Annotated in this window: 21 protein-coding genes and 1 pseudogene; 5 read left to right on the plus strand and 17 right to left on the minus strand. The window is 59.3% G+C overall.

Features of this window, described 5'->3' with window-relative positions; translation table 11 throughout:
* Positions 1-229: 229 nt before the first annotated feature.
* Both proC and HOP58_RS06900 read right to left on the minus strand, forming a co-directional pair.
* Positions 230-1,039, minus strand: coding sequence for a pyrroline-5-carboxylate reductase (gene proC / locus HOP58_RS06895; RefSeq protein WP_234259922.1), 810 nt, complete (start codon positions 1,037-1,039; stop codon positions 230-232).
* A 2-nt stretch (positions 1,040-1,041) separates the two neighbouring features.
* A complete protein-coding gene (locus HOP58_RS06900; protein ID WP_234259923.1) occupies positions 1,042-1,752 on the minus strand; it encodes a GntR family transcriptional regulator in 711 nt (236 codons plus the stop codon).
* Between the two features lie 242 nt (positions 1,753-1,994).
* On the opposite strand from HOP58_RS06900, the gene HOP58_RS06905 reads away from it, so the two are divergent.
* Positions 1,995-5,237, plus strand: coding sequence for a molybdopterin-dependent oxidoreductase (locus HOP58_RS06905; RefSeq protein WP_234260039.1), 3,243 nt, complete (start codon positions 1,995-1,997; stop codon positions 5,235-5,237).
* 109 nt (positions 5,238-5,346) lie between these two features.
* A complete protein-coding gene (locus tag HOP58_RS06910; RefSeq protein ID WP_234259924.1) occupies positions 5,347-6,663 on the plus strand; it encodes a TIGR00366 family protein in 1,317 nt (438 codons plus the stop codon).
* 366 nt (positions 6,664-7,029) lie between these two features.
* Here the strand turns inward: HOP58_RS06910 and HOP58_RS06915 are convergent, their stop codons facing one another.
* Positions 7,030-7,620: a TetR/AcrR family transcriptional regulator gene (locus HOP58_RS06915; protein ID WP_234259925.1), complete on the minus strand. Its 591-nt coding sequence runs from the start codon at positions 7,618-7,620 to the stop codon at positions 7,030-7,032.
* A 146-nt stretch (positions 7,621-7,766) separates the two neighbouring features.
* Here HOP58_RS06915 and HOP58_RS06920 point away from each other — a divergent pair, with 146 nt between their 5' ends.
* Positions 7,767-8,522, plus strand: coding sequence for an SDR family oxidoreductase (locus HOP58_RS06920; RefSeq protein WP_234259926.1), 756 nt, complete (start codon positions 7,767-7,769; stop codon positions 8,520-8,522).
* A 49-nt stretch (positions 8,523-8,571) separates the two neighbouring features.
* On the plus strand, positions 8,572-9,537 hold the full coding sequence (locus tag HOP58_RS06925; RefSeq protein WP_234259927.1) for an SDR family NAD(P)-dependent oxidoreductase: 966 nt from the start codon (positions 8,572-8,574) through the stop codon (positions 9,535-9,537).
* Positions 9,538-9,642: 105 nt separating this feature from the next.
* Here the strand turns inward: HOP58_RS06925 and HOP58_RS06930 are convergent.
* The 5 genes and pseudogenes from HOP58_RS06930 to HOP58_RS06950 form a co-directional block, all read right to left on the minus strand.
* Positions 9,643-9,825 (minus strand): annotated as a pseudogene (locus HOP58_RS06930) (IS30 family transposase); the annotation flags it as partial.
* 140 nt (positions 9,826-9,965) lie between these two features.
* Positions 9,966-11,021: a porin gene (locus HOP58_RS06935; protein ID WP_234259928.1), complete on the minus strand. Its 1,056-nt coding sequence runs from the start codon at positions 11,019-11,021 to the stop codon at positions 9,966-9,968.
* Positions 11,022-11,301: 280 nt separating this feature from the next.
* The gene (locus tag HOP58_RS06940; protein ID WP_234259929.1) at positions 11,302-11,793 is read right to left on the minus strand and encodes a nuclear transport factor 2 family protein; all 492 of its coding nucleotides are present in this window, start codon (positions 11,791-11,793) and stop codon (positions 11,302-11,304) included.
* Positions 11,794-11,906: 113 nt separating this feature from the next.
* Complete coding sequence (locus HOP58_RS06945; protein ID WP_234259930.1) at positions 11,907-12,143, minus strand: Atu4866 domain-containing protein; 237 nt, start codon at positions 12,141-12,143, stop codon at positions 11,907-11,909.
* Positions 12,144-12,257: 114 nt separating this feature from the next.
* The gene (locus HOP58_RS06950; protein ID WP_234259931.1) at positions 12,258-12,776 is read right to left on the minus strand and encodes a carboxymuconolactone decarboxylase family protein; all 519 of its coding nucleotides are present in this window, start codon (positions 12,774-12,776) and stop codon (positions 12,258-12,260) included.
* Between the two features lie 337 nt (positions 12,777-13,113).
* On the opposite strand from HOP58_RS06950, the gene HOP58_RS06955 reads away from it, so the two are divergent.
* Positions 13,114-13,728 carry a flavin reductase family protein gene (locus tag HOP58_RS06955; RefSeq protein ID WP_234259932.1) on the plus strand — a complete coding sequence of 205 codons (615 nt, stop codon included), beginning with the start codon at positions 13,114-13,116 and terminating at the stop codon, positions 13,726-13,728.
* A gap of 36 nt (positions 13,729-13,764) precedes the next feature.
* Here HOP58_RS06955 and HOP58_RS06960 read toward each other — a convergent pair whose 3' ends face one another.
* The 9 genes from HOP58_RS06960 to HOP58_RS07000 all read right to left on the minus strand — a co-directional run bounded on the left by HOP58_RS06960 (position 13,765) and on the right by HOP58_RS07000 (position 22,479).
* Positions 13,765-14,304: an AraC family transcriptional regulator gene (locus HOP58_RS06960; RefSeq protein ID WP_234259933.1), complete on the minus strand. Its 540-nt coding sequence runs from the start codon at positions 14,302-14,304 to the stop codon at positions 13,765-13,767.
* A 194-nt stretch (positions 14,305-14,498) separates the two neighbouring features.
* Complete coding sequence (locus tag HOP58_RS06965) at positions 14,499-14,789, minus strand: EF-hand domain-containing protein (protein ID WP_234259934.1); 291 nt, start codon at positions 14,787-14,789, stop codon at positions 14,499-14,501.
* A gap of 175 nt (positions 14,790-14,964) precedes the next feature.
* Positions 14,965-15,564 (minus strand): 2-hydroxychromene-2-carboxylate isomerase, encoded by a 600-nt coding sequence (locus HOP58_RS06970; RefSeq protein WP_234259935.1) that lies wholly within the window; start codon positions 15,562-15,564, stop codon positions 14,965-14,967.
* 128 nt (positions 15,565-15,692) lie between these two features.
* Positions 15,693-16,676 carry a TAXI family TRAP transporter solute-binding subunit gene (locus HOP58_RS06975; RefSeq protein WP_234259936.1) on the minus strand — a complete coding sequence of 328 codons (984 nt, stop codon included), beginning with the start codon at positions 16,674-16,676 and terminating at the stop codon, positions 15,693-15,695.
* Positions 16,677-16,746: 70 nt separating this feature from the next.
* Entirely contained in the window at positions 16,747-17,163 is a 417-nt protein-coding gene (locus tag HOP58_RS06980) for a carboxymuconolactone decarboxylase family protein (RefSeq protein WP_234259937.1), read from the minus strand.
* Between the two features lie 25 nt (positions 17,164-17,188).
* Positions 17,189-18,136, minus strand: coding sequence for a D-2-hydroxyacid dehydrogenase family protein (locus HOP58_RS06985; RefSeq protein WP_234259938.1), 948 nt, complete (start codon positions 18,134-18,136; stop codon positions 17,189-17,191).
* Complete coding sequence (locus HOP58_RS06990) at positions 18,133-20,094, minus strand: TRAP transporter fused permease subunit (protein ID WP_234259939.1); 1,962 nt, start codon at positions 20,092-20,094, stop codon at positions 18,133-18,135. Before HOP58_RS06990 ends, HOP58_RS06985 begins: the two co-directional genes overlap by 4 nt.
* A gap of 99 nt (positions 20,095-20,193) precedes the next feature.
* Positions 20,194-21,177: a TAXI family TRAP transporter solute-binding subunit gene (locus HOP58_RS06995; protein WP_234254385.1), complete on the minus strand. Its 984-nt coding sequence runs from the start codon at positions 21,175-21,177 to the stop codon at positions 20,194-20,196.
* A 378-nt stretch (positions 21,178-21,555) separates the two neighbouring features.
* Complete coding sequence (locus HOP58_RS07000) at positions 21,556-22,479, minus strand: LysR substrate-binding domain-containing protein (RefSeq protein WP_234259940.1); 924 nt, start codon at positions 22,477-22,479, stop codon at positions 21,556-21,558.
* Positions 22,480-22,589 lie beyond the last annotated feature (110 nt).

Consider the following 22,589-nt stretch of genomic DNA (forward strand, 5'->3'; position numbering starts at 1 on the left):
TCTGCTGAGCCAGTTCGGCGATCGAGATGCCGCGCTCGTTGGCCTGGGGTTACTGATGATCTTCGGTATGTCGGTTACGCATCATTGCGAGATCTCCTGCTATGAGGCTAAACGTGGCGGAAAACCTACATTGGCTGTGGACCGAGTTCCGGGGGGAAGGACAAGGTGAAGAAGCTAGTTTTCTATTAAAAAGCACAATCCCTCAACCTAAATCTCCAGAAGATTCTTATTATTGTCCGCGCGCCAACTCACGGCTACGCTTGGCAGCCGCGGAAATGGTTCTCAATATTAAGGACGGCAGCCCTTGCTCGGGTGACATCAGTTGGTCAAGACCTGCTGCTGTCGTACCATTTGGGGATGTTACGCTTTGGCGCAAGTCACTTAGAGATTCGTTGGCTTCTATGGCGAGCATTCCAGAACCTGCAATGGTCTTCTTTGCAAGGTCCAGTGCTATTTCTAAAGGCAACCCTTCCGCCTGACCTGCTGCTGCCATGGATTCGATCATGTAAAATACATAGGCGGGTCCTGAGCCAGAAAGTGCGGTGACAGCGTCGATTTGAGTTTCTTCGTTAAGCTCCACCACATCACCCACAGCCTCCATGACCTCCAAGGCAAGAGCGACATCTTTCCGTTCAGCTTTGTCGTTTCCGATGATAGCCGTTATGCCCTGGCGAATCATTGCCGGTGTATTCGGCATTGCCCGGACAATAGGGGAGTGGGGGAAAAGTGCTTCCCACGATGAAAGGGTGATACCTGCAACTACCGACAGAACGAGGGTGTCCTCACCTATTGAGGGTAAGTTTTCTGCGATAGTATCCAAAGACTGTGGCTTAACTGCGATAACGACGACTGCAGGTGCGTGCGGTAATATTCCTCCCACATTCACGCCAAGCTCTCTGAGCTCCGCGCGTGGAAACGGATCCACTACATGAACGGCTGAAGGATTAATCCCACTGGCAAGCCAGCCGTCTAGTAAGGCCCCGCCCATACGCCCGCAGCCTATGAGGACCAATCCCCGTTCATTCACTTTCCAAGACATGACTAGCTCTCCAAGGTTCTTTTCTTTCGATGACGAAGGGCGTCTTGTTCTAGGGCTGCGGCGAAAATCGGTTCCCAGCTACGAATGTGATAATGCAAGAGCCTGAGCAGCTCATCTTTCTCGCCAGCCTCAATGAGGTCAATAATGCGGTAATGTTCCTCGACGGACTCACGTTGCCGATCTATCCCGGCACCCGATCGAATCCCGAAGAGGCGCATCCTGTCCCGAAAAGCTAGTGCCGTCTGTGCTAACAATTCGTTGCCGGAGGCTGAAAACATTGCATCGTGAAAGGAACGGTCGGCGATGAGGTAAGCACGTACATCATCATCGTTCACGGCTCGCTCGATCTCTCGAGCATATTCCCTGAGCATTTCCGTATCACACGACGCCTTATCCATCATCAGCTTGGCAGCTTGAAGCTCCAATAGGTCGCGCATATCGAAGAGATCATGTAGCTGTTTCTTGGTAGGTCGTGATACCCGAAACCCTCTGTTTCGGACTGGCTCTACCAAGCCGGTATTTGCCAATTCAAGCAACGCCTCACGCACCGGCGTCGTCGAAACGCTAAGCTCGGCCGACAGTGCAGGAACGGAGTAAAGGGTGCCAGGAGGGCTTTCTCCCGAAATGATCTCCGACCTCAGCTGCTTCAGGATACGCTCACGAAGGTTCTCTTGCATCGCATTGATCGCCTGGTTTCTGACCACTCTCATCATGATATTGCCTTGCGGTTGACAAGTCCAGCCTGTAGGTGCATTATGGTAGCGCGCTACAGTAAAGCGTCTACGGCGAGAGGTGCATCATGACAGAGCAACGGCTGAAAGGATACTGCACCCTCTGTCGTTCACGATGCGGGTCGGAGACGGTCGTGGATGGCAAGCGTGTCCTATCCGTCGAGCCCCTTCGCGACCACCCAACCGGCGGTGCTCTCTGTGCGAAGGGACGCGCCTTGCCCGAGATGGTTAAAAGTCCCGAGCGGCTAAGGTCTCCTCTCCGGCGAATCTCACCCAAGGGAGCCCCTAATCCCCAATGGAAGGAAGTGAGTTGGGAAGAGGCGCTCGACGAAATCGCTACCACGCTGGCTTCCATCAGAGAGGAGGATGGTGCTGAAGCAGTGGCATTCGCCATTACGACACCAAGCGGGACGCCGATGGTGGATAGTTTCGAATGGGTCGAACGCTTTGTCCGATGCTTTGGATCACCCAATCTAATCTACGCTGTCGAGGTATGTGGGTGGCACAAGGATTATGCACATGAGCTGACTTTTGGGCGTGGTATCGGCTTCGCTGACTATGAAAATGCCGACGTTGTTCTTCTTTGGGGCCATAACCCCGCGAGAACCTGGCTTGCGCAGGCGAGCCGAATTGCTGACGCTCGCAGCCGAGGCGCAAATGTTGTTGTCATCGATCCCAAGCCAAATGGATCTGGACAGCAAGCTGATCTATGGCTGCGAGTTCGGCCGGGCGCCGATTCGGCACTCGCTATGGGCGCCATACGCCATCTGATCTCGACGGAGACTTATAACGATGCGTTTGTCCGCCGCTGGACGAATGCATGCCTTCTGGTAAACCTTGAAACAGGCCGCCTTGTGCGTCCAGGAGACCTCTGGGAAGGAACTGATCTTCAGGGTTTTGTCGTTGTCGATGGGAGCGGAAAGCCGCAAAGCTTCGACCCCAGAGCCGCCGATACAGTGACCGATAACCTCATGCTCGATCATGAGATTCGATTGATTGATCGGAGTGGCACAGAGTTTTCTGCCAGAACGGTTTTCTCACTCTTGAGGGAATCTGCCGAGCCATACACCACAGCACATGTCGCTGAAGTCAGTTGGGTGGACGAGGCCGATCTCATACAATTCTATACCTTGCTAGAAGATGGTCCAAAACTGGCCTACCATTCGTGGACAGGTGTCGGGCAGCATACCAATGCTACGGCTATCGAACGTGCCATTGCTAGCTTATATGCCCTGACAGGCGCGTACGATCTACCAGGTGGTAATATATGGCCCACTCCACCACCTACGCGTGCCGTCAATCAACTATCGCTTCTACCAAAAGGGCAGAAGGAAAAGACACTTGGCCTTGCCGAACTTCCGCTTGGTCCGCCGTCCCGGGGCTGGGTTACCGCTCGTGATTTTAGTCAGGCTGCCATTGAGCATCAGCCTTACCGAGTCAAGGCATTGGTAAGCTTCGGAACCAATTTGGTGGTATCGCAGGCCGATGCAGAGCGCAACGTGACGGCGTTGAACGCGCTGGACTTTCATGTTCATGCGGATGTTTTCATGAATCCGACAGCGGAATGTGCGGATATCATTCTCCCGGTAAATCTTCCACCCGAGCGCGATGCACTAAAGATAGGCTTTGAAATCGACCAGGCCGCAGTAGAGACCATCCAGTTCCGTTCGAAAATGGTCGAGTGTGAGTTCGACGCACGTGCCGACTACGAAATCGTTTTCGATCTTGCCTGCCGCTTGGGGCATGAAGGTGATTTCTTTGGCGGCAGTATCGAGGCGGGTTGGAACTGGCAGCTTTCTCCGTTGGGTGTGACGGTCGACGAATTAAAGAAATTGCCTGGCGGAAGCCGGTTCCAACAAAAAAACTCAATGAAGAAGTACTCCCTTCCCGATGGAAATGCGCGGCTCAAAGGCTTTCCTACCGGCTCGGGCCTTGTCGAGCTTTATTCGGAGCAACTGTTGGATATTAGCTATCCTGCTATTGCCTGCCATATCGAGCCGGAAGAGAGTCCGTTACGTGGGCGGCGTGCAGGGACAAACTTACCTCTTACGTTGACTACCGCAAAGTCTGGTTGGTTCGTGCATACCTCGCACCGGCATATCTCGTCTCTACGAAAAAAATCACCTGACCCAACAGTGGAAATCAGCGCGGCACTGGCACGCTCACGCGGACTCTTCGAAGGGGACTGGGCTTATGTCACCACTTCTTACGGCAAGGCTGCACTACGGGTGATGCTGAACGAGTCGCTGGATGACCGTGTGATCATAGCCGACTTCGGTTGGTGGCAGGCTTCACTTGCCCTAAACCGTAGCTCGTCACCTGTATTCGGACACAATACTAGCAATATCAATGCTGTGTTGAGCGACACATCACGTGACCCCGTCAGTGGGTCTGTCCCATTACGCGCCGTGCTTTGTGACATCAGCCCTCATCCAACAAGGAATATCGGACGCTGGAATGATTGGCGCGATTTCACTGTCACACGAGTGCAGGTCGAAGGGAGCGATATTGTCGCTCTTGATCTGACGCCACTGGATGGCAAGGCGGTGCCAGAGTTCCTACCAGGACAGCATGTTGTTACCCGTATTGCCGAAGGTGGTCCCGTTCGTTGCTATTCCTTGATTGGTTCCGGGCTGCCATCCAGCAAACTGTCGATTGCCGTCCGTTGCCAAGGTACAGAGTTCGATGCGCGTGAAGGGAAATCGCTCTCTGCCGCCATTCACGAACTATCTGTGGGAAATCAGCTGCAGCTTAAAAATCCAACAGGTATTTTCACTCCACCCACTTGTAGCGACCGTCCCCTCATCTTTCTTGCGGCAGGCATTGGCATCACGCCGTTCATTAGCGTCTTGGAACGCCTTGCCGTAGAGGGATGCAAAGCCGATATCTTGCTGCTGCACGGGTGTCGAAGTGGTGTCGAGCATCCCCTTTTAGAGAGGTTGAACGAACTTTGCCAGGAGCTGCCCAGGGTACATCGCATTACGGCATATTCTGCTCCTCTGCCGAGCGATGCGGCAGGTAAGGATTATGCGGTACATGGCCGTGTGGATTTCACGGCCGTAACACCACTTTTACCAAGCAGGCCTCTTGTCTACATCTGTGGGTCACCCAGTTTTACAGAAAGTGCGATGCAGGCAATGAGTGCGCTCGGTATTCCGCCGTACGATATCTGGTCTGAGGTCTTTACCTCACCTAAACCTGTGCCTATCGATTTACAGCCACAAGTGGTTCACATCGGAGGGACCGGGTGCAGCTTTGAGTGGCGCCCAGAATTGGGCTCGCTACTCGATGCTGCCCTTGAGCACGGCTTCGCGCTGCCTAGCGGTTGTCGCGTTGGCCAATGCGAGAGCTGCATCTGCAAGCTTGTCGACGGAGAGGTCGCTCATCTTGGAGGCAGCGAACCAGAAGGAAATCAGTGCCTGACCTGTCAGGCAGTGCCGCTGACGCGAGTAACAATAGCCATATAGAACAAATCCAACAGAGGTAAGTGTCATGTCCAATCAAAGACCAAACCCCATAGTGGCTCAAGGGGGGGGAGATAGCGTTCAGGAGTTGAAGCCCGGTGAAGAGCGCAGCATGCTCAAGACATTTACCGGAGGTTTCGTTAATGCGTTTGATCGATACATGCCCGATCCGCTGATCTTGGTACTTTTCATCACATTAATCGTGTTCGTAGCCGGAATGGTTTTCCAAGGGCAAGGAGCGGTCGCGATGCTTGGCTATTGGCAGGATGGGTTCTGGAATCTGCTGAGCTTTGCGATGCAGATGACCCTCATCCTCGTTGCCGGATTCACCGTAGCACGTACTCCCTTGTTCATGGGCTTGGTCGATCGCATCGCTGACGTGGCGAAAACGCCGGGGCGTGCCATTTTGACAGTGAGCTTCACTACGCTTGTCATTTGCTGGATCAACTGGGGCATGGGCCTGGTGGCCGGCGCCATATTGGCTCGCGAACTGGCACGGCGTGTCGAGGGTGTCGACTATCGGCTCTTGGTGGCCAGTGCCTATGCCGGGTTCATGAGTTTTCATGCCGGACTGTCGGGATCGGCAACGCTACTTGTCGCTACACCGGGGCATTTTCTGGAGGACCAGGTGGGTTTGATCCCTACCAGCGAAACGATCTTCGGAGTGCTCAACCTAAGTATCTGTGCCGCGATCCTCGTCGTGTTGCCCTTAACATGCCGTTTTTTGATGCGCGGCATCAGCAAGCCGGTGACAGTCAAGATCGACACGCTCAGGGACGAAGACGTCAAGGACAGCCCGTCGGAGACACTTCGTCCGGCCGAGCGCATAGAGCGCTCCAAGACGCTCGCTTGGGCCAGCGCGGCTCTTGGTTTTGCTTCGGTTTCCGTGTATGCCATGAATGGCGGCGGACTCAATCTTAATATCATCATTTTTGTACTTATCTTTCTGGGCCTGGCGCTGCATGCCAGTCCTCGCAGTTTTCTCTCGTCAATTGATGAAGCTGCGCGTGGTGTTTCGGGCGTGTTGATCCAGTTTCCTTTCTATGCCGGCATCATGGGCATGATGGGGGCCTCGGGCCTGGGGGCTAGCCTTGCGCAGGGATTTACCAGCATCTCGACGGCTAGTACATTGCCGTTCGTCAGTTTTCTCTCAGCGGGCGTGCTAAATATCTTTATACCTTCAGGTGGTGGGCAATGGGCGGTTCAAGGGCCGATCCTCGTCGAAGCAGCCCAGGCACTGAACGCGGATATTTCGAACGTTATCATCGGTTTTGTCTGGGGTGATGCTTGGACCAATCTTATTCAGCCGTTCTGGGCGCTGCCCGTGCTGGCAATTGCCGGGCTCAAGGCGCGTGATATCATGGGTTTCTGCGTTATCATGATGGGTACGACAGGCATCGCCATTGCTGCCGCATTGTTGATAATTTAAGTGACGAGAGGCATGAGCTGCCAGTTTTGGCCGCGTTTTCAGAACGCTGTCTCATCAACTAGCAGCTCTGCCCATAAATTCAGCGCAGTCGTCGCTGGTCGGCCAGAGCCCCACCGCGACGTCATCTGAGGGAGCCAATTCGGCCCAAGGCGGCCGGTGTAGCAAGCGGTCGAGTAGATCTCTTCATCATGGGTGCGCAGCGCTAGGGCGCTCTCCCACGCCATTCACGGTAATGGAGCCGGCATCAAGGTATAAGGCCACTATAGGGTCTCTGCCGATGATGGAAACGTTTATCTTGCGCCGGCCTGGCGAGCTCGGGAGTACTCTGGCTGCCCGACTATATAGCCAGCCCCTATTATCACTGGACTAGGCAACTTTTGATGGCCAAGTCGACAAGGCCTGATCGACAACCGCTTCCAGAACATCGCGGCTGAAGCCGGCCTTGGCCTGCACCGCCATGCCGTGCAGCACGGTCATGACGTAGGCGGCCAGCACGGCGCTGTTAGCCGACGGCGGCAGATCCCCCTCCTGCTTGGCCCGTTCGAAGCGCTCGCGCAGCATGACCTCACCCTTCGCACGGGCTTCGATCAGCGCCTGACGAATGGGCTCGGCATCGTCCGAGCCTGCCAGGGCGCCGTGAATACCGAGGCACCCCGGGCGGTCGGGATGGCGGGTATGCAGATCTGCCGCCCCACGAAAGATCTCTTCCACCACCTCTCGTGAGGTCGGCTGCTCCAGCGCAGCCGGAAAGTAGTCCAGGTAGTGTGTGAAGTAGCGTTCCATCGCTTGACGGAACAGCGCCTCCTTGTTGCCGAAGGCCGAGTAGAGCCCCGGGCGCTCGACACCCGTGGCCTGCGTCAGGTCGGTGTACGACGTGCCCTCATAGCCCTTGCGCCAGAACATACAGAGGGCCGCGTCCAGCGCCTGCTCCACATCGAATTCGCGCTGACGTCCCATCGGATCGCCTCCTCTTTTTCATACCAATCGATACTAAATTTCTTGACGCCCTCAGTCCAATTCAATAACGTTCGTTATAGTAACGTTCGTTATTGAATTCGATTCCTTTCTCACGGAATCGTTCCTCCACGTTGAGAGAGGTGGTTATGCAGAAGGAATTGAGGGGCAAGGTGGCACTCGTCACCGGCGGGTCGCGCGGGCTTGGGGCGGCCATTGCGGAAGCGTTTGCCGAACAGGGGGCGGACGTGGCCATCAGCTACGTGGCCTCTGTCGAGAAGGCCGAGGCTGTGGTCGAGAAGCTGAAGGCAAAAGGGGTTCGGGCCATCGCGATCAGGAGCGACCAGGCCGATACCTCTTCTGCCGCCGCCTTGATCAATGACGTGGTCTCGCATTTCGGCACGCTCGACATTCTTGTCAACAACGCCGCCATCGCGGTGCAGGGCAAGCTGGTCGACGATCCTTCACTCGATGCCGAGGCGCTCGATCGCCAGTGGCACATCAACGTGCTCGGCGCGGTGGCAACCACGCGGGCCGCCGCACGCCAGCTCTCGGACGGGGGACGCATCATCTTCATCGGCTCGGCGATCGCCAGCCGTGTGGCCTTCCCCGGCGTGGCGGATTACGCGGGCACCAAGGCCGCCATCGTGGGTTATGCGAAAGGTGTCGGGCGCGATCTTGGCCCGCGCAACATCACCGTCAATGTCGTGCAGCCGGGCATCATGCCGACGGATATGGCGGCGGAAGTGGCCCACAACGTGCCGGAAACGTTGATGGATCTTCATCCCATCCGCCGGATCGCCACTCTGGAGGAGGTGGCGGCGACGGTTTGCTTCCTGGCAGGACCCAACGCGGGCTACATCAGCGGCGCCGTACTGGACGTGGCTGGTGGAGTCCAAATCTAAGCATCAAGAAGAGGGGCGAAGAAGCCCCTACACGGTAGAGGAAAAAGACATGACTGATAAATTGGGTGCAAAGACGACCGCCGATGAAGTGCTTGCCGGCATCGATCTCACGGGAAAGCGATTCCTCGTTACGGGTATATCGGGTGGTATCGGGCTCGAAACGGCCCGTGCGCTCGTGGCCAAGGGCGCTACTGTCATCGGTGCGGTACGGGGCCTCGCCAGAGCAGAGGCGGCTACGGCAGCGGTTCGTGACGCTGCGTCGCAGGGCGGGGGCAACCTGGCGCTAGTCGAGCTCGATCTGGCTTCCCTGCAAAGCGTTCGCGCCTGTGCGGACAAGCTGCTGACTGACGGGACGCCGTTCGATGCCATCATCGCCAACGCCGGAGTGATGGCCACGCCGTTCGAAAAGACGGTGGACGGCTTCGAACTTCAGTTTGCCGCCAATTATCTTGGCCATTTCGCCTTGATCACACGGATCGAACGGCTGCTCGCCGACAATGCCCGCGTAGTGATGCTCTCGTCCCAGGCGCACCGCGTCGCCGATGTCGACCTGGATGATCCTGGTTTCGAGCGCCAGGAATACTACCCGTTTGTCGCCTATGGCAAATCGAAGACGGCCATGTCTCTCTTCGCCGTGGAGTTCGACCGGCGGCATCGGGATCGTGGAATCCGCGCGGCCTCGGTGATGCCGGGGAACAGCATGACGGATCTCGCTCGTCACTTTTCTCCGGAGGCGGTGCAGGAGCTTTTCGAGACGGTGGGCAAAGCGCGCGCCGATGCGGGTCTTCCCCCACTCGAGCTGAAAGAGATTCCTCAGGCGGCCGCCACCTCGGTCTGGGCGGCCGTGGTGGCCGACAAGGACGAGATTGGCGGGCGCTACCTCGAAGACTGCGCGGTCGCTCCGATCGACGATACCCCCAACCCCTTTGCCGACGGTGTGAAGTCCTACGCGCTCGACGCCGACAGGGCCAGGCAGCTCTGGTCCCTCAGCGAGCAGTGGGTTAACGTGGTGTAACGGCGTCAGTTACGAGCCATCCAAGAAAACCAAGAGCCAGCGCATGCGCTGGCTCTTGGGTCTTCACTCCTGAAGATGGTCGGTCTCCAGTTCCAAGTGCAACACCTATTGAAAGGTGTTCGCCCCGGCAACAAATTTCTTGCGCACCTCGGCGTAGACTTCCAACGGCGTTCGCCAGTCCAAGGCCTTGCGAGGCCGGGTCTTCAATGAGTCGGCAATATCATCAAGCTCCGCCTGGTTGTACACGGAGAGATCCGTCTCCTTTGGCAGGTACTGTCCCAATCGCCCGATTACTAATGAAGAAAGCCGACAGCTTCGCTGTCGGCAAAGTAGAAACAGTATCTAAAAAAGCAACATCAAGATGACTATCAGACTTACCTGTCCGGCTTTGATCCGGTAGCGGAGAAAGCCGGACTCTTCAGATCGACTTAGAAGTCGTATCGAATACCAACGGTGTAGAGAAGGCTATCGTCGATATTCTCACCGCTGATATCTGCATCAAAGATTTCAGCGTAGATGCGCATCGGCATGAAACGATAGTCGACACCGGCTGCCCAGGGGTTATTTCTGCTTACGCCTTCCCCGACATAGCTGATGTCATAGACATCGGCATAGATGTTCCCTTGGCCATAGTTGAAGGTAGCGCCCAGGCTGAAGAGCTCTTTAATGGCCCTGTCGGACGCATCGTCATTGACCGAGCCCAGCTCCTCGTAGCGGATACGGGCGGAGAAGTTGGGAAGGAACTCGTATTGGGCGGCAACGCCCCAGATGTCTTCACCGGCAGTGTTGTTGAGACCGCCATCGTAGCTGGCACCACGGTCGGAGACATCCTTGGACTGGTTGTAGCCCGCTGCCAGGTAGAGGTCGTTCCAAGTGTAGCTGAGGGCCGCGGCTGCTGAAGTCGTCGAGCTGTTATCCTGGGCACCAATCACAGCGTCATTGCCGCTCAGGTGCTTGACCTGAACGTGGCCTTGAAGACCGTTGAACACCGGCGAGGAGTAGGCAAGCGTGTCGCCACGCGAGCCCACCGAGCCGCTGTCAAGGCCGATGAATCCTTCGTTCTCGTAGACATCGAACAGACTGGAAATCGCCTGGAAGTAGACGCTATCGAAGTTCCCGATGGTCACGGTTCCCAGCTGCTGACTTCTCAGGCCCAGGAAGCTGTTGCGGATGGTCATGGGGGAAGTGTTCTGAGCGTCAGCGTTGAAGCGGAACTCCATACGCGCGAAGACACTGAGGTCACTGCTCAATTCATGGTTGGCACGGAAGCCGAAGCGGGACTTGTTATTTTGAAACTCGCTACCGCTGACTTTCTCAGCACCTGGCGAAAGATCCTGATAGCCTCCGCTCGTGACCATATAGTTGATACGGCCATAGACATCTACCTTGGTGCCGTCCTGATCATAGACCGTTGCCGCCTGGCTAATGGCAGACACCGCCAAAGCGCCAACCACAGAGGTGGCGAGTAGTGTTTTCTTGAACATGAAAGGTTCCTTGATGATCTTAGGGTAATAGGCAAAGCGGATTCATCCGTCCTTAAGCGGACATTTCCTAATTCACCGAATAAGCTATTTGCTTCTTGTGGTAAAAGTTGCCGTCACCGCCTAGCAAAAAAGGGTGGCTCAAAGAGTGACGTTTTATGAGTTCATGAAATCAGACTCCTTGTTGATGGGCTTTTTCTTCTCTATCGATGGGCGAAGAAGATGCAGCCACGTTATCTAGGAATTACACTCCTGAAGATTTTTTGTCCGAGTCTTGGCTTAGCTATTCAAGAAGCTTGGTCAGTTGCCAAGTGTCGAGGAACGCTGTGACCTCTTTGATCTCTCCATCTTCCATGATCATATGCCACGCATAGTTGTTGTCATAGCGGTTTCCATCAAGCGTAGTGGCGCTTCCATCCCAAAATACCACGACAATGCTGCCTTCCGCGATTATATGTCGCACATGGGGTGTGATCGACGATGACAATCGGTCATTGATTGGTATGACAGAGTGCTCGATCAACTCTTGTCTAGATCGATAAGTCCCCGAGATCGGGCTGGAGCCAACGATCGTCCACTTTGCGTCCTCTGATAGTAAGTCAAAGAAGTTACCACGCCCTTGCTGCCAGTTCTCGAATGCCTGACGAATGATCGCCTCATTGGCGGCCTCATGTGGTTTGGAGTCGTGCTGGTCCTTGGCGTGTGATAAAGGGTTCAAGAGTATAAGTGCAATAGTTGCACCTATTTTCATAGCGCTATGCTTTATGGTTTTCAATATAAGATCTCCAGCGATTTTAGGTATTTAAGTTTGTTGGTGTAGAACAATTCTAACGGCGTTTGAGCGATCGCCCGCAACTGGCATATGGGGAGTCAGGGGTGCGGATATTACTATTCCCGTCGTAGCACCATCCCGGCGTGATAGAGCACGCCATTAATGAATTCGCCGTCAGCGGTGAAGCCGGTATCGTCCCAATACTCGATGTAATTGCCGGTCACGCGGTAGCGACCCTGGTAGGCGCTCTCGCGCTCACCTCGGGCTTCGTCATAGCGGTTATTCGGCAGCAGTTCGTGGCGAATGAAACCATCGTCGGTGACCCACATGCCAACATAAGGGTGATCTGCCATGAGGTGTTCTCTTGGTATGTTTTCCGCCAGTGCGTCACTGTTCATCAAGATAGTGGCGAGAACGGCGCACAGTAGCGCTCTAGGTTGGCGGCCATGTCTGGTGTGTATCATCTTTCACTCGACAGCGCTCGAGCGTCGCTCCGAGAACAACTCGGAAAGCGCTTGCGAGGCAGCAATGGCACGTGGAAACCCGGCCGGTACGGTGATCAGGTAAACGATCTCCTTCAACTCCTCTTCCGTAACGCCGACATTGAGTGCGTAGCTGGCATGAACGCGCATCATGCCGACTTCACCCAGGGCGGCCATAGCGGCGACAGCGGCAAGCTGTCGTGTGCGGTCGTCGAGTACATCCCGCCCCCAGACATCGCCTAAGGCATAGGCCTCCGTCGCTTCGGCGAGGAAAGGAAACTCCCCGCGCATTGCCTCTAGGTTAGGCTGTGCTTCTCCGTTATTGAGATGAAGGATCATTTCGGCACCTCGTGCACTGCGCGCTTCGGTCGTTGTGGCCTGTGCTGCGAGGGGCAGAAGCATCGTGGCGATGAGAACGAGAGTGGCGAGGGGTTTGTGCTGCAGCCGAGCGGTGTCCGCGCCAATACCGCTGCTGGCGCCGGTGAGAAGAGTGACTTTATTCATGAGAGACAGCTCCTGCTGGTGGCCTGTAACGACTCTCTTGCGAGGCTTGAGTGGGCGACTCAATCGTGCGTCCTGAGCAAGAGCGTCATGTAGATAAGCCTAGGGAGGCAGCGGCAATGCCGATAGGGTCATTCCTCTGGAACTATTGCCTGTTCCTATCGATGCGTTGTTTTGGGGGGTCGAATTCGGCTGCTTGTGTTGCTTGAACATTGAGTTGCGCAGGCGGGGCGACTGCATCAGACGCGAATACTGATGATCCGGGCTGGCGAAGCCGCATTGAGCAGCCTGTCGAGCGGTGTAGGATGGGAGGCCTTATCGACTGCAACAAGGGCTGGCCATGAGCGACTATCTATTGGAAGAAGCTCCGCTGAGCAGCGGGGCCATCTATCGCCTGTTCTGCGGCACCATCTGCCCGCGTCCCATCGCCTGGGTGTCCACCCAGGATGCCGAAGGACGCACCAACCTGGGGCCGTTCTCCTTCTTCAACGTGGTGAGCGTGGCGCCGCCGGTGCTGGGATTCTCGCCGCTGCTCAACGGCGAAGGCCAGCCCAAGGACACCATTCGAAACCTGGAGCAGGTGCCGGAGTGCGTGGTGCACATCAGCGGCGAGGCGCTGGTCAATGAAATGAATGCCACCAGCGCCAGCTTGCCGGCGGGGGAGGACGAGTTCGCCCTGGCGGGGCTGGAGAAGGTGACCATGCCGGGACTCTCGGTGCCGCGGGTGGTAGCGGCGCCGGTGGCCTTCGGCTGTCGGTTGCGCAAGATCGAGCGCTTCGGTGACCAGCCCATGGCGGGTTGTCTGGTGCTGGCGGAGGTGGTGTCGATCCATATCGACGATGCCGTCTGGAACGGCCGTCACGTGAGCGTCGAGGCGCTCAAGCCCATCGGGCGTATGGCGGGCAGCGACTATGCTCGCACGACCGATCTGTTCGGTCTGGAACGGCCGGCGTGAGAAATTGCCACCACGGCGACAGGTTTGCCGGCTGCCTCAGTCGTTGGGTTCTTCGGCATGCAAACGGCGCCAGCTCTGTGGGGTCATGCCCAGTCGGCGGTGAAAGTGGCGGGTGAAGTGCGACTGGTCGTAGAAGCCGCATTCGCGCGCAATGCTCGAAAGCGGCTCGGTGCCGGAGCGCATCATCTCGCAGGCCTTCAGCAGGCGTCGTCTCGTCACATAGGCCAGCGGCGGCTCGCCGAAGGTGTGCCTGAAGGCGTGTGAGAAGTGGCTGAGGCTCAGGCGAGCCTGGCACGCCATGTCGATGACGTGGATGGTCGAGTCCAGATGGGTGTCGACGAAGGTGGCCACGCGCTTCACTTGCCAGCCGGCCAGACCGCCATGCAAGGAGCCCTGCGGCCAGACTTCCGGTGGGGTCTGGCTAAGCAGGTTAAGGGCCTCGAGCAGGCTGGCGCGCACTGCTTCCTGGCCCCTTGGCAGAGCGGCTTCGGCGTCGTCCAGCAGCTTTATCAACTGGTCCCGCAAGTCTGACAGGGTGGCGGTATGGGTGGCGGTCCTGCTCGTGTACGGAATCATCGCTTCGCTGCCGAATGAATCGGAAGTCCCGGGTACGACTGGCGTGGAAGTCGCTCGCTGGGTTGGGTGGATCGGGTACCGAGCACAGTATAGGTCAGCGCTTTTGTGCGACTGACATCAATTTTCAGTATGAGTGGAGTGAAAAATCTCCTATCGACACGAGATGCGTGAACACTCGTGTCGATAGGTGCAACTTAGTGATCCTTGAAGTGATCTTCGTACTCCTCACGGGACAGCATGCCATCCAGATTGCGGTCCAGAGAGCCGAAGCTGGATGCCATGGAGGCTCGAGAGGCTTCGGTAGTGGAAATATACCCGTTATGGTCGGTATCGATTTCGTCGAAGCTGCTCACGACGTTAGGGCGCGAGCTGGTGCCGGTTTGCGCCGTCTGGAAGAGATTATCCTCGGGTGAAGGGCGTTCAGCCACTGCGGCGCCCGACACGGCGAACAAGGCAAGGCAAAGTACGAAAGTGGACAGTCTCATGACGACCTCCTGTCATGGTCGAAGCGGATGATCGAACCAACGAGACGAACTCGTCGCCTTGATCATGGCGCCCTGTGACGGCCCAGGCTTGCCCGGACTGGCTGCGTTTGGCACGTTTCTGCTGTGCCAAGCGATGAACGTTGACATGCCTGAGCGCCTGGCTTAGCCGCCGCGATCAAAGCTCGCCGCTGAGCTTCTTCTCCACCAGTGCGAGGCGGTCTTGCCCCCAGAACGGCTCGCCTTCCACGTCATACCATGGAACGCCGAAGCAGCCAGCGGCGATGGCCTGCTCGCAGGCCGCGTCGAGTCGCTGTTGCCCTTGCGTCTCCGACTCATCCAACAGCTCCTGGCCGTCCAGGCCGCAGGCATTGGCGATCTCGCGCAGGGTGGCTAGGTCGGCGATATCACGTTCCTCCGCCCAGCAGGCTCGCAGAATGGCAAGCGTGAGCTTGGCAATGTCGTGTCCCTGGGCCTTGGCAGTCAGTGCCAGGCGCGCCGCCGGTCGGTCGTCGGTGGGAAAATGTTTCGGTTCCACGGTGAGTGGAACGCCAAGCACACTCTGCCATCGCTTCAGCTCGACCAGGCGATAGGCCTGACGTTCCGGCGCGCGTTTGGGCAGCGGTAGCCCGCCTGTTCTTGGGAAAATGCCGCTGACCGAGACCGGCACGTAGTCGATGGTGGCGCCGTGGTGGGTGGCGATCTCGCCGAGCCGTTCGTGGCCCAGGTAGGTCCACGGTGATACCAGGCTCAGGTAGTAGGTGATGTGCTTGGGCATGGAGTGTTGCCTCATGGTTGCGCAAAGAGTTCACGAAGACTAGACCAGCATGCCCGAGCGAGTGGGCTGGCCGAGCGAATGCCGCCGATGGTTGGCCATCGACAGCAGTCTCGCTCATGGGGCTGCGCTTATTCCGCTTCCGGCGGCACTAGCTCCTCCGGCACTTCGATGCCGATCTCGCGGTAGTAGCGCAGCGCGCCCGCATGCAGCGGCGTGGCGGTGTTCTCCGCCGAAATTTCCGGCGTCATGCCCTGGGCCGGGGCGAAGGTCTGGCCCAACCGCTCGATGTTTTCCCAATAGGCGCGGGTGAACTCGTAGGCGGCATCTTCGGAGAGATCGCTGGTGGCGGCGATGCCGATGTACGTGCCCAGGGTAGTGGCCGCCGGCATGTCGCGGTAGGTGCCCTCTGGAATCTCGGTGGCCGAGAGGAACGGCAGCGCCTCGGTGGCGGTGGCCACCTGCTCGTCGGTCAGCGAGAGCACCTGCAGCGGACGCGAGGAGTGCACCTCGGTAAAGGCCGGAATCGGCGGAATGCCGTTGTAGCTGAAGCCGACGATGCGCCCGTCCACCACGGCATCGGCGGCGTCCGACATGCTCATGCGCTGGAAGTCAGGTGCAATGCCCAGGGCATCGAACACCAGCTCAGTGATGTACTCACCGCCGCCGCCGATGCTGCTGGGGTTGAAGCGCGCTCCGTCCAGATCCTCGAAGGTTTCGATGCCGCTGTCCTGGCGCACCGCCCAGTGCATGGTCGAAGGTGCCACCCACAGCACCATGCGCATCTGTTCGATGGCGTCGTTCTCGTAGCGCCCAGTGCCGGTGTAGGCCTCATAGGCACCCGGCGCATCGATCAGGCCCAGGTCGATCTCGCCGCGGCCGAGACGAATGGCATTCTCCCGCGAGCCGCCGGTCTCGCGCACCGAGATCTCAAGGGGCGAGTCGGCGCTGACCAGCCGCGAGAGCTCCGAGAAGCCGAAGTACCAGCCGGAAGCGGCCGGTGCCACGCCGATGCTGACGGCTTCCTGAGCCGTTGCCGGTGCGGCCAGGCCGACGGCGAGCGCCGCCGCGGCAAGCGGCTTGAGGGCAGGCTGGAGTGAGCGGGGCATTTTCATGGCGTGTCTCCTTGCTTGTCTTTGTGTTGTGGTTATCGCTAGTCGTGGTGGTTATCGCTTGTCGTGGTAGCTATCGGCCTTGCTCTTCGCGATAGGCGGCGATCACTTCACGCGCCACGCGCAGGCCGTCGATGGCGGCGGGAAAACCGCAGTAGGGCACGCACTGCAGCAGTACCTCGCGGATCTCCTCCTCGCTGCAGCCGTTGTTGAGCGCGCCGCGCAGGTGCACCTTGAGCTCATGAGGCCGGTTGAGTGCCACCAGCATGCCGATGTTGATCAGGCTACGGGTGGGGCGGGCGAGCCCCGGGCGGTTCCAGATGTCGTTCCAGCAGTTGCGCGTGACCAGCTCCTGCATCGGCCAGCTGAAGTCATCCACCTGGGAGAGGGCGGCGTCCACATAGGCGTCGCCCAGCACTTCGCGGCGAGTGGCGAGCCCTGCCTGATCGAGACTCTCCTGACGTGAGGTCTTGGCCTGGCGTGAAGACATGGGTGTTTCTCCTTGTTTTGCCCGTTCACTCGGCCAGATTCTTCACCGGCCGGCCCGCGTCGAAGGCCAGCAGGTTGTCGAAGGCATCGCCGAAGTAGAGCTCGTAGCTGTCCTTCTCCACGTAGCCCAGGTGGGGCGTGGCGAGGAAGTTGGGCAGCGCGAGCAGCGGATGGTTTGTCACCGGCTCCTCCTCGAAGACGTCTACCGCGGCGCGCCCCGGACGGCCTTCGCGCAGCGCTGCCTCCAGCGCACCCGCGGCGATAAGCGGTGCACGGCTGGTGTTGACCAGCAGCGCCGTGGGCTTCATGCGCGCGAGATCCTCGGCGCTGACGATACCGTGGGTGTCGTCGTTCAAGCGCAGGTGCAGGCTCAGCACGTCGCTGCGCTCGAACAGCTCGGCCTGGCTGCCCGCCACGTCGAGGCCGGCTTCGGCGGCGCGGGCGCGGGTGCCCTCGCGGCCCCACACCAGCACGTTCATTTCGAAGGCCTGGCCATAGCGGGCGATCAGCTTGCCGATCTTGCCGTAGCCGAAGATGCCCAGCGTGCGGCCCTTGAGGCCGGTACCCAGGGTGCGCTGCCAGCGGCCGGCCTTCAGGTTCTCGAACTCCTCGGGAATGTGGCGCATGGCGGCCAGCACCAGGCCCCAGGTGAGCTCGGCGGCAGCGTAGGGCGAACCGGTGCCGGCCATCACGGTGACGCCGTGGCGCTTGCAGGCGGCCATGTCGACGTGGGCCGCGCCGCCGCCGGTCTGGCTGATCGCCTTGAGATTGGGCAGCCGGGCCAGCAGCGATTCGGTGATCGGCGTGCGCTCGCGGATCAGCACCAGGGCGTCGGCATCCTGGAATCGCTCCACCAGGGCGTCCTCGTCGGTCACGGTGTCGTCGTAGATGGTGACCTCATGCCCCTCGAGCTTGGCGAAGGCATCCAGATGGCGCACGCAGTCCTGGTAGTCGTCGGGAATCACGATCTTCATGGGGCAGGCTCCTTGCTGGCCAGGGGAGTAGAAGAGGCTCCTAATGTGCTGCGGTTGAGGCGATATTGCCAGGCCCACACGCCGCCGATCAGGGCGATGCCCAGTGCATCGGTAACCAGCTGGCCGCTGATCAGCATTAGTGCCGCCGCCAGTAGCAGGCCGCGCTCCAGCCACGAACAGGGGCGCAGGAAGTAGCCGATGGTTGAGGCCGCCAGTGCCGTGATGCCGAGCACGCCGCTGCCTACGGCCAGGGCGATCTGCAGCCCAGTGCCGTCGCCCAGCAGCGGCGGGTGGTAGATGAACATGAAGGGGATCAGGAAGCCGCCCAGCGAGATCTTGGTCGCGGTGAGAGCGGTGCGGAACCAGTGCGAGCCGGCAATGGCGCCGCCGATGTAGGCTGCTAGCGCCACCGGCGGGGTGACCCCGGAAAGAATGGCGAAGTAGAGAATGAACAGATGTGCCGAGAGGCTCGGCAGTCCAGCCTCGACGAAGGCTGCTGCCACCACCGAAGCGGCCAGCATGTAGGCGGCCACGGTGGGCAGGCCCATGCCGAGGATGATCGCCACCACCATGGCCAGCAGCAAGGTGATCAGCACGTCACCACCGCTGACGATGAGGATCACCGATGAGACCTTGAGCCCCAGGCCGGTGAGGCTGATCACCGCGGCGATGATCGCCACGCTGCCGATGATCACCGCGATCATGGCGGCGGTCATGGCGCCGGCCTCCAGGGCGGCGGGCAGCGACTTCAGGCGCTCGACGAAGGTACCCGGGCTGCGCCAGGAGAACAGGTAGAGCGCCATGGCGGTGAAGTAGGCCGCCACCGCGGCGGTGGTCGGGGTGTAACGCATCACCAGCAGCGTGATCAGCACGATCAGCGGGATCACCAGGGTCTCGATGTTGTAGAGGCCTTGGCGCAGCGTGGGCCGCTCGGACTTGGGGATCGGGTTGAGGCCCAGGCGCTTGGCTTCGAAGTGCACGCTCATCCAGATGGCGAGATAGAACAGCAATGCCGGGATCAACGCGGCGCTGATGATGTTGAGATAGCTGGTCGAGATGACGTCGGCCATGACGAAGGCGGCCGCGCCCATGATCGGCGGCAGAATCTGCCCGCCGGTGGAGGCCGAGGCCTCGGTGGCGGCGGCGAAGCGCGGGCTGTAGCCGTTCTTCTTCATCAGCGGAATGGTGAATACCCCGGTAGTGGCGACGTTGGCCGCGGTGCTGCCGCTGATGCTGCCGAACATGGCGCTGCACAGGGTGGCGGCCTTGGCCGGGCCCCCCGACATGCGCCCGGTGGCGGCGTTGGAGAGGCGCATGAAGCTATCGCCGCCGCCGGTGGTGACCAGCAGGGCGCCGAACATGATGAAGATTACGATCACCGTGGAGGAGGTGCGCATCAAACTGCCGTAGACCCCGGTCGGGCTCATGTAGAAGGTGGCCACCAGGTCGTCCCAGCGATAGCCGCCGTGCCCCCACACCCCGGGCAGATGGTTGCCGAAGGCGGCGTAGGCCAGGGCGATCAGCACCAGGATGGGAAAGGCCAGACCGATGGCGCGCCGGCAGGCTTCCAGCAACAGCAGGATGGCCGCCACGCCGAAGAAGAGGTCCAACGTAGTGGGCATCAGGTAGCCCAGCTGATAGATGATGCGGTCGAAGTGCATCACGTAGTAGGCGCTGACCATCACGCCCAGGGCGATCGGCACGATGTCGTACCAGGGAACGCGCTTGGCATCGCGCCCCCGGCAGCTGTATGCCAGGAAGATCAACGGCAGAGCGAACAGCAGGTGCACGGCGTTCTGAGTGTTCACTGGACCGGTAACGGCCGTGTAGAGGTGGAACAGCGCCATGGATACGGCAGCGAGGCGCGTCACCATGAACCAGAAGCCGGCGAGCTGACGCTTGCCCGAGTCCTCCGAGTATTTCTCAACGACTTTGGAATTTGCTGGGGTGTCCATCATTCGGATGACTCCCGCACCGCGGCATCGAGTCAGGGGCGGTGCGTCAGGAAAAGGGCGACGATAACCTCCGCGGGCGCCAGGCCCGCGGAGGCGCCTGGATCACTGGGCTTCGGGGGGAATGATCTCCTCGGGGATGTCGAGGCCCAGTTCCTGGTAGTAGCGCAGGGCGCCGGCATGCAGCGGGAAGGTGGCATTGTCGATCACGGTCTGCGGGGTCACCCCTTCGGCCGGCTTGAAGGAGTTGGCCACCTGCTCGTGGTTCTCCCAATAGGCCTTGGTGATCTCGTAGACGGTGTCGTCGCTGAGATCGGCATTGGCCGCGACGCCCATGTAGATACCCAGCGAGGTGGCATCGGGCATGCCGCGATAGGTGCCTTCGGGAATCACGGTACCGGCCAGGAAGGGCAACTCTGCCGTTACCTGTTCGACCTGCTCGTCGGTCAGTGACAGCAGGCGCAGCGTGCGAGAGGAGTGGACCTCGGTGAAGGCCGGAATCGGCGGCACCCCGTTGTAGCTGAAGCCAACCAGGCGGCCGTCGACCACGCCTTCGGCGGCATCGTCGATGCGCATGCGCTGGAAGTCGGGCGCCACCCCGAGGATGTCGAACACCAGCTCGGTGATGTATTCACCGCCGCCGCCGATGCTGCTGGGGTTGAAGCGCTGGCCGTCGAGCCCTTCGAAGTCCTCGATGCCGGAGTCCTCGCGTACCGCCCAGTGCATGGTGGAAGGGGCGATCCAGTAGATCAGGCGGGCATCGGGATTGGGGGTGTCTTCGAAGCGGCCGGTGCCGTTGTACATCTCGTAGCCCACCAAGGCCTCGGTGAAGGCCAGGTCGAGTTCTCCGCGGGTCAGGCGAATGGCGTTCTCGCGGGTGCCGCCGGTCTCTCGCACGGTGATTTCATAGGGGGTGTTGGCGCTGATGACGCGAGCACCTTCGGAAATACCGAAGAACCAGCCGGTACCGGTGGGTACGGCACCTATGTTCAGGGAGGTATTGGCCTGGGCGCTCGTGACGCCGAGGCTACCGATGGCCAGAAGTGAGGCAGGTATCAGCAGGCGTGCCTTGCGGGTAAACGATGTCATTGTTATGTCCTCTCGGTGTTTGGCTTGTTGTTCTGTTAGGGGTGCTCTTGTGTAGTCGTGTTGTTCTGCGGTCGTGACGCAGACGTCATGTCGCGGGCCAGAAAATGTCCTGGCGACATTGAATTCATAATGGTTGGGGGGCGGTGTGTATATTGACGAATCATTAACCTGCCTTCGTAGCAGGCGAAACCAAACGTTTGATCAACATCGTGACGACCTGCTTGGGCAATCGCCCGGCTCGGTGATCAGTCCTTGTATTTGCGAGCTATCTGCTTGTTTTACTGACTCAAGTAGGAGCCAGGAGGAGGGAGGCTGGTGCCATTCATGGCAGGCGAGCTGGGCTGGCCGTGGGTCTGATCAGACTGGTTTAAGTTCTGTTCAACTTTTGTCGAAGAAAGAGGTGCCTTGTGCTTGGCGCGGCTGCAGCAGGTGATCGACGAGGTGCCGGGCGACTACCGGCAGCGTTTCGTAGTGACGCATGCCGATCACGATCTCCCTGCGTGCCCAGTCGTCGGCCAGCGGTATCAGACGCAGGCGCAGGTCGCGCAGGTCCCGATACAGCGTACGCTGGGGCAGCACGCCGATACCCATGCCGTGGTGGATCATGCGGCAGATGGCATCGAAGCTGCGTACCTGGATGCGCATGCGCAGGGTGCGACCGGCCTGATTGGCTTGCTCATGCAGCAGCGACTGCAGCGAGGTGTCCTGCTGCAGCCCGACGAAGTCGTGCTCGGTGGCCTCGTGCAGGAACAGCTGTTCGCGCTGAGAGAGAGGATGATCCTCGGGTGTCACCAGCACCAACTGGTCGTGCCGGTAGGGGCGAACCTCGAGGCCGTCGGCTGCTACGTGTCCGGCGAAGATGCCCACATCGGCGATGCCATCCTGCACGGCGCTGATCGCCTCGGCACTGTTGCGCTCCTGAAGGTCGAGCTTGATCTGAGGGTATTCACGCGAGAAGGCGCTCAGGTCCTGGGGCAGGAAGGCAATGATTGCCGAGGTGTTGGAGTGGATGCGCACATGGCCCCGAACCCCTTCGCCGTATTCGCTGAGCTCCGCTTCGAGGCGGGCGACGTCCTCGAGGATGCGGCGCGCGTGGTGCAGGAAGGCCTGACCGGCGGGGGTGAGCTCGACGCCGCGGGAACGGCGATAGAGCAGCTCACTGCCGACCATGGCTTCGAGATCACTGACGCGTTTGCTCACGGCGGCCAGGGCCATGTGCTCGCGCTGTGCGGCTGCCGTCAGCTGCCCCTCATCGGCGATGGCGACGAACAGACGAAGGGTGACGAAATCGAAGCGGCGCATGGCAAGGCTCCAGGTGCAATATGAGTCATCCTACCCCTGGTTTCGTGTCAAGCGAAACCAGAGTTACCCATTCTCTAATTGTAGGAGCGGTTGCGCTGGCACATCCTCAC

Origin of the sequence: Halomonas sp. MCCC 1A11062, assembly GCF_021404355.1 — a bacterium.
In the GTDB taxonomy this organism is placed as follows: Bacteria; Pseudomonadota; Gammaproteobacteria; order Pseudomonadales; family Halomonadaceae; genus Halomonas; species Halomonas aerodenitrificans.